Here is an 11,601-nt window from a genome sequence, read left to right as displayed (position 1 = left end):
TAGGAAGCCCCATCGAGGGGCTCCCTACTTTACCAAAAGAGCAAGTCCGGGTTCGGTAAGTCCAGTGGAAGGGTAGTGACTACAAATATAGTACGATTTTTTTTATTGTGTCTATAAAATTAGGAACAAAAAATAAGGAGTGTCTACTATTTCAGTTTTATGAAATTGATAGTGTCTACCTTTTTAGTTTATAAAGTAAAAAAGTGTCTACAGAAATCAGGAAAAGTCAGATCACGTGATGGGGAACCGATGAACATGAGATGAGCAACCGTTGCTCATGAGGCGGGCAATAAGTGCCCAAACTGAGGATCGTAATTTGGGCAATGCATCCTTGCTTAATGCGGTTTCTTGACTATTATAAAATAGCAAAAGAGGTATTGCCCGAAAACGCTTTTTGGGAATACCTCTTTTAAACCTAAAACAAAACCAACTAACTAATAAAAATTGTATGCCTAAACTAAACTCTATTTGTTATATTCTGCTGTAACATCCTTCACTTTATAGTTCTTTCCTTCCTTGGATGCTTCGATTTCAAAGTAAGCCGTACTGGTGAGACCTGTTATATCTACAGTCTGCGGCTTACCTGTACCACTACCATTATTGAATATGACATTTACCAACTCGGTCGCATTATCAATGCTGACTTCCTTGTAGTACCATGTCTTTCCACCAATGGTCTTTGTTTCTGTCATCTTTTCACCTGGCCACTCAACAGATGCTTTTTTCTTCCATGTATAGCAGTATAATGGATTCCATTTCACAGCATCGGCATTCACATAAATCATAAATTTATATGCCTTGAACTTCTCAATCGTATATTGATGTGTGGCGATATTTCTAACTTCACCATTCACAAGCAAGCCTACCTTCAAGGTACAAGTACCATTGATGCTGATTTCCTTACCACTTTCTACAGTTGTGCTCTTCGAAGTAGGATTTGAACCATCCAAGGTATAAACCAATTTAGCTCCCTCTGTCTGGCTGACTGCAGTAAGTGTGGTCTTGAAACCTTCCTCGTATGAGCCGGAAGGCACGTCTGTCCAAGAGGTTTCTGCATCATTAGAGAGGAAATAGGCATAGTGATAACCAGAAAGAATCTTTGTATAGCCTGTTTCTCCTGCATATTTATCAGCATCATTACCTACAGCCACAAGAAGTTTGTGCTTCTTACCAGTCACTTCATTGACATATAAAGTATTCTGGCATTTCTTGTTTGCGTAATTGCTCATATTGGTGATACCAGCATATTTACGAGCAGCAATCATCTCCTTCAACTCAGGCTTGTAATCTCTCCAGTGTGGCTGGAAGATACAAGGTGTTCCTGGCATGGCGAGCATATAGGCATTGGCTGCAAGCGTATCCCGCTTAAGAGGATCCAACTGATCTTTTGCAGAGCGATACTGGGTATCATGATTCTCGACGAAAGTAACTGCATAACGACGATAATTGGCATCGTGCATAAGATTTTCGTTGCTGCTCAACTTTGTCCAGTTTGGAGCTGCAACAACCTTATTATCTCTTACGCCGATAGCGTCACGAACATTATAACGGAACTGGAAGTCGAAGGCTGCGCTCTTCTTGTTAGTTCTGTTTATCCAACTTTCTATTTTGTCGTTACCATCCCAGTATTCACCTACAGAGTATTCTACACCTGTGGCATCATTATAGTCGGCAACATGGCTGCCATCGAAACCTTTCACCATATCATAGCGGAAACCGGTGTAACCCAAATCATCCTTCAGATATTTCAGATATGCTTTGATTACCTTCTGCACATTTTCGCTCTTGTGGTCGATATCACGGCAACCTCCGAAGTCGGTTCCCTCATCATTGTTCTGGCTGAGGCTTACCCCGTCTGTGGCAGCCTGAGTTGCTGTAGTTCCGCCATCATCATTCTTGCAGATGTCTGTAGATTGCATCTGGTAGGTTACTCCCTTGTATGTTTCAGCAGGGAATGTATACCAGCCCTCCGTATTGCGGTGGTTGATGACTACATCAGCTATTGCGCCTATGCCAGCGGCTTTAAACTTGGTAATCAGACTTCTGAGTTCAGCCTCAGATCCGAATGATGAGTTCTGATTGAAATAATAATATGGCATATAGCCCATCACCTGGGTGGTTTCTATACATTTTCCACTTTGTGGAAGCCATACAAGATCAATGTAGCCTTTCAGGTCATCAGCCTGCTTCTCTAAGACCTTCCATTGTGACTCATTATAAGAATCCCATGAGAATCCTTGCAGCATCACACCGCTATAGTCATTTGCCCAACCTTGTGAAGTGAGACCAGGTTCAGGTTCTGGCTTTGGCTCAGGTTTTGGAGTTGGTGTAGGAGTAGGAGTTGGCTCTGGAATATCAGGGTCGTTGCTACTTGAACAAGCTCCGAGAGTGAGTGCCATTGCAGCGAGGAGGGTGAAATATAATTTCTTCATGTTAATATACTTTTGATTGTTAATCTATTTTTATCGTATAGGTTTGTATTGTTATTACGGTGGCAAAGATACGATATTTTTGATTAGCCTGTATCATTGATTGATGCAAATCAAGTGAATAAATCGTGCAAACGTTTGCACAAATTGTTCATGGCATAAAGTGGAATTACATCTACATGATGACTGCCATTTTGACGAAATCCGGTTTCATTTTTTCCGTCCCTGTACCCACTTTTATTTTTCCCTGCCCACGGAAAAATTCTTGCGTGGGCAGGGAGAAAAATATATCTGGGCAGAGAAGGATATTCCTCATTCCCTCATTTTCTGAATTTCCTCCAGTGGAAGTTCTGTGGCCGTTGATACTTGTCTTCTGCCCGTTTCATATCCATCTCCTTTTAAAACGTTTAACTGATTTGTGATGCAAAAATACGACTTTTCCTCGTAAATTCCAAGGTTTTTGGGGGAAAATGTAGGGATGATGATAAAGAAAAATAGGCGGCTCACAGAAACGAGAGCCGCCTATTGAATATTGTTGTTTCGATGATGAAACAAAGGATTATTTATTCTTTGATGTCCCAATGACCTCCAAATGTAGAAGAACCAACACGCTCTATTCTTTTTTGAGCCTTTAGCTTTTCTATGTGTTTTTGTATTGCACTTGCCTTGATACCTATTTTGTCCACGAGTTCTTGTCTTGTTATATACGGATTGTCTTTTATTAATTCAAAAACTTTTTCAATTGTTTTTGGTGATCCAGTTTGACCACCAGTTTGACCACCAGTTTGACCACCAGTTTGACCACCAGTTTCATTAGGAATAGGTAATCGTAGTTCTACCTCTTGTAACTCGTATTTATCTATTAATTCAGGCTTACCCCAACCTGCCTTTTGCCAAGCAGAGATAATTTTAGGAAATCCAGAACCTATATTCTCACCATATCCTATCATACGGAGCATATTCTGTATTCTTGGGTTGCGTGCTTTTGAAACCCCACCTTCATAGATGTTTTCTATCGGAAGTTTCAAATTTCCAGGATTTCGTAAGCATAGGCAGTCATCATGCTTTTCTATCCTTAAGATACCACTATCCAAGAATAGGTCAGAGTGAATAATCGAATTGGTAAATCCTTCTCTTACAGCTTTCATTTGTGGTGTGTCATCTACACGCTGATAACCTTCCAGATGAAAAGGGTGAGGTAAGTCGAATGTCAACTTAGGCATAACAATTCTAAAGAATTGATACAAGTTGTTCTCCCAACGCCCATCGTAAGTTAGTCTGTCTCTATATCTTTCCTCACCTTCTAGATGGCTCATGTCGAGATAGTCCATGCGAAAATTTCCAAATCGCTCCCTTATGGCTAACCCTGTTCCAAACATCATTAGTCCTGCTACCGTCAGTCCTTCTTTTCCTGTTTGTCTATTCTTAGTATATCCACCTAAAAGTCGCAAGAATTCTTTATCATCCTTATCGTTCCAATCATGGTCGGCATTTAGTATTCTGAATTGATTACGGTAACCATGGAGCGTATTTGTATCAATGTCATCCAGAGTAAAAGCATCTAGTAATCCTCCGTCATTGCCATCTTCGTTAGCATCACGAATCATGGCTCTTACTTCCATTTCTGTGCAATGGTAATCACCTTCATGGTTGCGCTTGAAGGAACCTTTGTAAGGATTTTCATTTAAGAAGACAGGCTTCATTCGCCAATCTGCTTGTGGCACGTGGATACATACAATAGATTTCCCGTCTATTGTAGTTATCTCTACATCTGAGTCTAGCAAAATGTTTCTATTTACTTTGTTACTATTGATGGTGTTCCATAAATCAGAGATAATCTTAGGAATATTGTCAACTCCGATGATAGTAAAACGTTTGGCAACATCCGTTTCTTTTCTGTTTTCGTCAATACCTAATAATATATAGCCACCAATAGTGTTGGCAAAAGCGGAATATGACTCCCAAACTGATTTTGGGAGCTCCGTCTTTGCTTTTTTGCATTCCAGGGTAAGTCGTTCGCCTTGGGCAAGCATTTGCTTAATTTCAGTTTCTGTCATGCCTTGTCTTTGTTAGTTGGTGGCAAAGTTACGACTTTTCCTCGTAACTTCCAAGGTTTTAGGGAAAAATACTTGAAAAGGATGAGGATAAAGAAAAATAGGCGGCTCCCAGAAACGAGAGCCGCCTATTGGATGTTATTCTTGATTCCATTCGTTGAGTCCCTTTTCGATTTCTTCAATGGAAGGAAGGCTGCTGCGAAAATCTTTCGGCAGAGCAATAGAAATTGAGCTTACCGATGTATTTGGGCATGAAGTCAGTGGCTTTCAATTCTCGATTGAAAAACAGCAGGTCTGGGAATTGTTCAACACCATAGATCTCCAGATGATATTGGTTGCCGATGAAAACAAAGTCTCTGCCAAAGGTCATAATGAAATTCTTGATGTTTTGAACGATGCTTTGTTCTATAACTCGTTCGTCTACATCTATTTTTTCGCGTTCCCCAATCTCTTCTACATTGATAAAATCGAGCAGATATTCATCCTTGAACATTTCTACAGCACGTCGAGCTTCTTTAGGATTGTTGATGGTTCGGGTAAAATTGTTAGGCATGTGCCCTTGACTATGGTAAGCGTCCTTCTTTATAAGTTGGCGGAGCTTTTTTACGGAAAGATGTTCCTCTACAGTGCGGTGAATATAATAAAAGCGTGCCGAAGTTTCTTTTGGTCCACTAATGATGGCAGAGTGGTGTGTGAATGGTACTTTAAAGAAGTCCTCAACAGGAAAATCTGGAATATTAGAAATAGATAAAGTAGACAGCCTATAGCATGGGGTGACTACCAAATGATTTCAAGTTTTTTAATAATAATAAAGGAGATATTTGTCAGTTACAAGGATTTTTCGTACTTTTGCAGACAAAGAAAGCGGCTTATTTTACATAAATTTCCTCTCGATAATACAAATATCAAATAAAAGGAAGAGTGGATAGAAAGAGAATAAAGAAGCAACCAGATGCAAACGATTTGTGCAATCGTTTGCATCTACTCGTTAAGTTGTTTCTTTAGGTACATCTTTAGGTACTTTAACTTGAAAGACTTGAAGAAGATAGTTTTTTCGTATAATTTTGCACAGACGAAACAGTAAAGATTATGGCGAAAAAGAGAACTAAAACAAAAGCGAAGGAACCCATCAAGATTTGGGTGAAACCTTTGAAGAATGGCAACAAGGCTATCTATCTCCGTACTTATCAAGCTGGAAGCAAGGGTAGGGGCTATACCTATGAGCGGTTGAAGGGATTGTTGCTGGTAGATGACAAAAGGGGAAGTGACAAGGAGGCAAAGGCAAAGAATGAAGCTACTTTGCGCACCGCCATCCTCATCCGATGTGAGCGAATCAAAGAGTGGAGTATGAGCCACGGTAACTATCAGCGAGAGATGAAGACCAAGGATATGCTCTTAAAAGACTGGATGTTGCTATATGCAGACCAAAAAAGACAGCAAGGACAGAGTGGCAGTCATGCTGCCAACATCCAGCATACCCTCTTGCATTTGATAAGATACAAGGGTGAGAATATCCGCATGGCACAACTGGACAAGACGTATTGTGAAGGTTGGGTGCAGTATCTGGCTCATGCCAAGACCATTGGTACGGATGTGCCCATGCGGGGCGAACATCATGAGAAAGATTTGGCTAAGGGCACAGCCAGACTCTATTTCAACACGTTTGTTACCGTATTGAATGAGGCTGTGAGAGAAGGCATCATACCCAAGAATCCCACTAAACTATTAAAGAAAGAAGAACGCAAAATGCTCAGCAAGCAAGAGAGTAAGCGTTGTTATCTCAGCATAGAGGAAATCAAATTGCTGATGGTTACGCCGTGCAAGGCTGATACCGTGAAATGCGCCTTCCTCTTTGCTTGTTTCTGTGGCTTGCGCCTTAGTGATGTAAGGTCGTTGCGATGGGCTGATATCGGGAAGGGTACAGAGGGATACTATATTAGCAAGCAGATGGTGAAGAGTCGCCATGTGGTGACGATACCCTTGTCGGAGAATGCCTTGGCATGGATGCCTGTAAGGGGACAGGCTAGGGTAGAAGACAAGGTCTTTTCGTTGCCATCGTATTTCTCTGTCAATTACCGAATGAAGCAATGGGCTATGGAGGCGGGCATTGAAAAGCCTGTAACCTTTCACATGAGGAGTCACAGTAAATTCTTTTATTCATTGAATATCAGCGAGTTGAGTATTTTAAAGAATGTGACTGCTAACGATTTAGAAACGAGCTATATTCTTTTTCTTTCACAACTTTGCAATATACAAAGAACGCTTTGATTTCGAGTGCAAAGTTAAATCTAATTTCTGAAAAACAACATTTTATGCTGTGATTTTACAAAATATTAAGATTAGTCTTTGCAAAGGTAAAAGAGTAGTTACCAACAGTAATTTTCATGTAACGTCATTTTAAGAGTATGGCAAAAAGAACATATTCATAAACGCATATATGTATCTTGCCATATTGGGAAATCAATTGCTTAGTTCCATTTTTGCAGATTATATTTCTATTTTGTCTAAATTACGACGGAATACAGCAGATATTCAAGGGATTTGGATGGATTATCAAAATAAAACGTTATTTTTGTAGCATAAAAACGATAAAAAGATGAAGTTAAATCGCATAAGAGCAGTCTTAGAGGACAAAGGGATAAGCCAAACATGGCTTGCAAAGAAGTTGGGAAGAAGTTTCAGTACGGTCAATGCTTACGTATGCAACCGCTCTCAACCTAACCTTACCACACTTCTTGAAATTGCACAATTACTGTCTGTGGATATGAAAGAACTTATTACGAATGAAAAAGAACGTAATGTTTAAAGTGATTATGGGAAGAAGAAAAGCTATCATTTTGACAAGCATCACCATACTGTTTCTATGCAGTATGGGATGTCAATCAGCTACTTTTGGAAAAGGTATATGTTGTTATGTCGGAGATGTGAAACTTTCTGACACAACAATATCTGTAAAACTTACATTTGATAATGACACCACTGGCACATTGGAAATCTCCAAAAGTAACAAAGCACTTGGCAAAAATAAAATCGAAGAATTTTACTTTGCTTCATTAGAGGCTGATACGCTAACTGTGACTGGCGAAATCTTCTATGATATAAAATACTTGTTTAAAAGAGGGCGAGAAAAATGTTATATCTATCCACTAAACGCTTCTACTGATGGAGTCCTTTTCTGTGACAAAAGCATAAGAAGGATAGAATTGAAAGGCAAGAAAGAAACGAATACCGACAGCCTATTTCTCAGCCGAATCATAGATGGTGATTTCTTTGCCCAAGAACATTCCGAAGAGCAGGACTACATATTGGTGATAAGGCATTGCTTGTCGCATACCGATGAGACGTATGACGAGACCCTTTCTGAAGGATTAAGCCGAATGTTGCGGAAATATCCCCAAAAGATAGAAGGGCTTCGGAAAGCATTGAAACGATTGTCTCCACGGCAGAAAGAAAAGGCGAACTACGAAATGATGGTCTTAATCGTTTCGGCATGGATGATGGAGCAAGATTCTGACTCCATTGACCCGAAGGACTTTTATCATACATATCCCTTTTTCAAGAAATGTTCTATGATAGATAAAATTCTCATGGAACAATGCAATAATTTATAAATCCGCAAGGACAAATAAGGAAAGCTATGGGAAGAAAAATAGTTGTGGCTATGATAAACATAGCTGTCGGACTTTTTACTGCATATATGTTTATAGTATCTGATAGAGAAACTAAAATCTCTACAACACAAAGCAATATCGCTTGTGAGATAATAAATTTGGATTTGCGAAGTGGCTCAAGACATCACCCATCGGCAGACATTATTTATCAAGGTAAAAAATACGATACGGTTATAAATAAAAGAGACAGTTTACAGTTAGGATTCAACAACACCACGTTCTTTTACGATGAGAAACTTGATAGAGTTTTTTGTCGTGATTCAGGTATAGAAAGAGGAAAGTATGTGGCTTTTATATGTTTTCTATTATCTTTTCTGCTTTGGTTAGAGGCAAATAAAGATGTCAACAAGAAGAAAAAATAGACATTAATATTCACTTTCTGTGGATTCCAAATTCACAGGCTAAAATTATTACTACTATGGATAAAAAAGTAAAGCTAAGAGATATACTTGTAGATGTTGCTTTGCAATGGCAAGCAAGTTTTGGTATAGCTCCGTCTATTACGAGTTCAATTTCTGAATATGATGCAGCAATGTTGGTTGGTATGTCAGAGAAAGAATACTCTGATTACATGAGAGACAAAACTGCTGTTGCCAAAGGGACGGATTTCGTTTATAGAAATATAAGGTATCAAGTAAAAGCCAATCGTCCAAGCGGTAAAAAAGGAAGTAAAGTAACGATGGTTCCCAAAGCCTCGAACTACGAATGGAACAGGTTAATTTGGATATTATATGACAAGGACTATGTAATGCAAGAAGCATGGGAATGGTATATGAAAGACTATAAAATGGTGTTTGAAAACAAAAAAAGATTATCTCCCGAAGACTACAGAAAAGGGCACTGCCTGTATCATAGATAACAGAAAATCGTGGATTCAAAAAAACACAAAAAACGAATAGCTTTATGATAGAAAAAATAATGTCTAAACTTGGAATGGTCGTTTTATGGTGCATTGTCATCATATATGGCATAGGTGTCATCACTCATATCTGCTCGGATATTTTCGGTGTGGTCGTGCTTGTCGTTTTGGCTGTTGTCTCGATTGCTTTTGTTCTCTTTGCCAAAAGATACAAAATATGGTTCAAGAGGCGAGTCAAGATGCTTAGTACGGTTTGTGAGAAGTCGCCCGATGATTCTTACATCATGCCCGAAGAAAAGTTTACCGAATCTTTTGATTCTGCCAACTTCTTCATACAGTACAAGCCTGAGACGAAGGAGTTCTTTTTCAGCAGCTACTATTACCTTATTTTTCCTGATTACGTCGAGATTTGGAGCAAGGCGGTGAATGAAGTCAAGATACTTGTCTCCAAGGAAGCCCCAGAAACAAAAGTCGAAGTGAATTCCGTAGGTCAGCTTGGCAAGGACTTCACGCTGATAATGTCTCCAAAGGATGCCAAGAAAAGTTTTTTGTTGTCCTTAGCTCATTTGTGCATCCGTCTGAGAAAACAACTTCCATGCAATAACAGGATATTGATATACAAGTTCTATTTCAAGATAAAGGTGTTCGACACGATTTGCTATGGCGAGTTTGATGGCGTGAGAGTATCAAAGGCTATCACAATTTCTGCGGATGGCAACTATTGCGTAGCTAATGTCTACGTAGATAGTTGCTTTCCAGAAGATTTCATCAAACTTAATCCACCGATGTCCATCATCCTGCAATATGACTTGTATTCGATAGAAACCAATATGTTGGTTAGCAAAGAGGAATTCGATGCCCATTGGGAGAAATGCAAAGACTTGTGTGAATCATAATCATTGGAGAACGGTGAGGAGCTATTTTATTTGAAAGATTCCGGGGCAACTGTTTGTTCTCTACGAGTTAAAAAACTTCTTATAAGTAACACTATCTCAAATGTCTATTTTGAAAACTTGGATAAAGAGTGTAGTCTATACAAGAGTAAAACCACCTCATATAAAGCATCATGCAAATATCTTGTTTGAGATTATTGGATGAGATAAAAAGACTTCTATATCCATAAATTACAGATATTAATTTCAATTTGTCTAAATAGTAACTAAAAACAGCAGATACTTAAATATTTCTGCTTGATTATCAGTATAAAACACTATCTTTGTGCAATAAAAACGATAAAATATGAGCAATAAAATACCACAAGAAGAATGGACTCCTTTGCCTTTTATGGAAGGGGAACATGCCCTTTCAAAAATAGAATATAACGCTACTGATTTATTGGTAGAATTGGACTCGTTTAAGGAAAAACGGGTTACAAAAATTGTTTTTGCAAATGTGTTCTCATACAGAGTAACATTAGAGCATTTTAGGTGGGCGGAGTTTTGTCATAATCCAAACATCTCGGCTACATTGGTCAATGTAAAAGAATCTCATTATATAAAATGGTTAGAAACTGCAGGATTGGAACAAATTTATGAATCAAAATTGGATTTGCGACATTATATGTTGCAAACTACAGAACACACAATAGATGTTGTGTTTCCAAGCGAATCCATAATAACAATAGATGGAAAAGAAATATGAAACAACCTCTTTTTACAATTAACAGCACATTCTCGGAAGAAGAAGTAGTGCGTTTCAACAAATATGTAATATTACATATGTTTCATTATGTAAGAAATGTCATTATTTGCAATATAATACTACTGCTATTCACAGTGGGTATGATAGTAAATGATATTACTTCGGAAGACTTTCCTATAGGCTCAATAATGATGTTTTTACTCATTATTATAGTCAACTGGTCTCTTTACAAATCGCCAATACAAAAAGCCAGAAAGGTTTATCGCCAAAATAAAACAATAAGAGATGCAATTTATATAGTTAAGTTCTATGATGACCACTATGTAGTGACATGCAATGAAATAGAGTCAAGTATTCCTTTCGATAAATTGTACAAAATAATAGAGACTGATACAAATTACTATTTGATGGCATCAAAGGTTAGTGGAACAATAATTTGTAAAGCTGATTGCCCTAATGATTTTGACGTTTATATTCATGAATTTATAAACAGATAGAGTGCGATATATTTTAATAGAAACTTTTGAAGATTAAACTCTTCAATATTTAGACTTACTGACATAGGGCTGTCATAGAAGACGCTATCTTTGTATCAAAAAGTATTAAACTTAATATTATAGAATATGAAAAGATTATTTTTATGCTCATCATTTGCTGATGTTGCTAATCTATTTGTCGATTGTGCCAAAGAAGATTTGCAAGGGAAAATTATAGCTTTTATACCAACTGCAAGCCTTACAGAACCAATACGATTCTATGTAAAAAAGGGGAAAAAGGCTTTAGAAGAAGCAGGAATGATTGTTGAAGAAGTCGAGATTACCCAACTGCCCAAAGAGGAAATATCTTCTATATTACATAAATGCGATTATATCTACATAACAGGTGGAAATACATTTTTCCTTTTGCAAGAGTTAAAAAGAAAAGGTGTTGATAAAATTATATCTAAA

General features: G+C 38.1%; 12 protein-coding genes. 9 read left to right on the top strand and 3 right to left on the bottom strand.

Annotated elements, in window-relative coordinates; translation table 11 throughout:
• Positions 1 to 464: 464 nt before the first annotated feature.
• From EXN75_RS16275 to EXN75_RS18390, 3 genes are all read right to left on the bottom strand, one after another.
• Positions 465 to 2,432, bottom strand: coding sequence for an alpha-amylase family glycosyl hydrolase (locus tag EXN75_RS16275; RefSeq protein ID WP_134844619.1), 1,968 nt, complete (start codon positions 2,430 to 2,432; stop codon positions 465 to 467).
• Between the two features lie 560 nt (positions 2,433 to 2,992).
• On the bottom strand, positions 2,993 to 4,486 hold the full coding sequence (locus EXN75_RS16270) for an RNA-binding domain-containing protein (protein WP_134844618.1): 1,494 nt from the start codon (positions 4,484 to 4,486) through the stop codon (positions 2,993 to 2,995).
• 175 nt (positions 4,487 to 4,661) lie between these two features.
• Positions 4,662 to 5,036 carry a PDDEXK nuclease domain-containing protein gene (locus tag EXN75_RS18390; protein WP_246031453.1) on the bottom strand — a complete coding sequence of 125 codons (375 nt, stop codon included), beginning with the start codon at positions 5,034 to 5,036 and terminating at the stop codon, positions 4,662 to 4,664.
• Between the two features lie 536 nt (positions 5,037 to 5,572).
• On the opposite strand from EXN75_RS18390, the gene EXN75_RS16260 reads away from it, so the two are divergent.
• From EXN75_RS16260 to EXN75_RS16220, 9 genes are all read left to right on the top strand, one after another.
• Positions 5,573 to 6,751, top strand: a complete 1,179-nt coding sequence (locus EXN75_RS16260; RefSeq protein WP_134844616.1) for a site-specific integrase — start codon at positions 5,573 to 5,575, stop codon at positions 6,749 to 6,751.
• 328 nt (positions 6,752 to 7,079) lie between these two features.
• Positions 7,080 to 7,289 (top strand): helix-turn-helix domain-containing protein, encoded by a 210-nt coding sequence (locus EXN75_RS16255; protein ID WP_117662222.1) that lies wholly within the window; start codon positions 7,080 to 7,082, stop codon positions 7,287 to 7,289.
• Entirely contained in the window at positions 7,267 to 8,094 is an 828-nt protein-coding gene (locus tag EXN75_RS16250; RefSeq protein ID WP_134844615.1) for a hypothetical protein, read from the top strand. The genes EXN75_RS16255 and EXN75_RS16250 overlap by 23 nt, the downstream gene beginning before the upstream one ends.
• A gap of 26 nt (positions 8,095 to 8,120) precedes the next feature.
• On the top strand, positions 8,121 to 8,516 hold the full coding sequence (locus EXN75_RS16245) for a hypothetical protein (protein WP_134844614.1): 396 nt from the start codon (positions 8,121 to 8,123) through the stop codon (positions 8,514 to 8,516).
• Between the two features lie 56 nt (positions 8,517 to 8,572).
• Positions 8,573 to 9,013 carry a hypothetical protein gene (locus EXN75_RS16240; protein ID WP_134844613.1) on the top strand — a complete coding sequence of 147 codons (441 nt, stop codon included), beginning with the start codon at positions 8,573 to 8,575 and terminating at the stop codon, positions 9,011 to 9,013.
• A gap of 44 nt (positions 9,014 to 9,057) precedes the next feature.
• Positions 9,058 to 9,909, top strand: coding sequence for a hypothetical protein (locus tag EXN75_RS16235; RefSeq protein ID WP_134844612.1), 852 nt, complete (start codon positions 9,058 to 9,060; stop codon positions 9,907 to 9,909).
• A 343-nt stretch (positions 9,910 to 10,252) separates the two neighbouring features.
• Positions 10,253 to 10,654, top strand: coding sequence for a hypothetical protein (locus tag EXN75_RS16230; protein ID WP_118066835.1), 402 nt, complete (start codon positions 10,253 to 10,255; stop codon positions 10,652 to 10,654).
• The gene (locus EXN75_RS16225) at positions 10,651 to 11,151 is read left to right on the top strand and encodes a YcxB family protein (RefSeq protein WP_118066834.1); all 501 of its coding nucleotides are present in this window, start codon (positions 10,651 to 10,653) and stop codon (positions 11,149 to 11,151) included. Before EXN75_RS16230 ends, EXN75_RS16225 begins: the two co-directional genes overlap by 4 nt.
• A gap of 126 nt (positions 11,152 to 11,277) precedes the next feature.
• Positions 11,278 to 11,601: Type 1 glutamine amidotransferase-like domain-containing protein (locus EXN75_RS16220; protein WP_167639565.1), on the top strand; the 324-nt coding region annotated here is incomplete at its 3' end.

Source organism: Segatella hominis (assembly GCF_004535825.1).
Classification (GTDB): Bacteria; Bacteroidota; Bacteroidia; order Bacteroidales; family Bacteroidaceae; genus Prevotella; species Prevotella hominis.
Note: the sequence above shows the minus strand (reverse complement) of the source record. Positions and strands in the feature narration are given on the sequence as shown.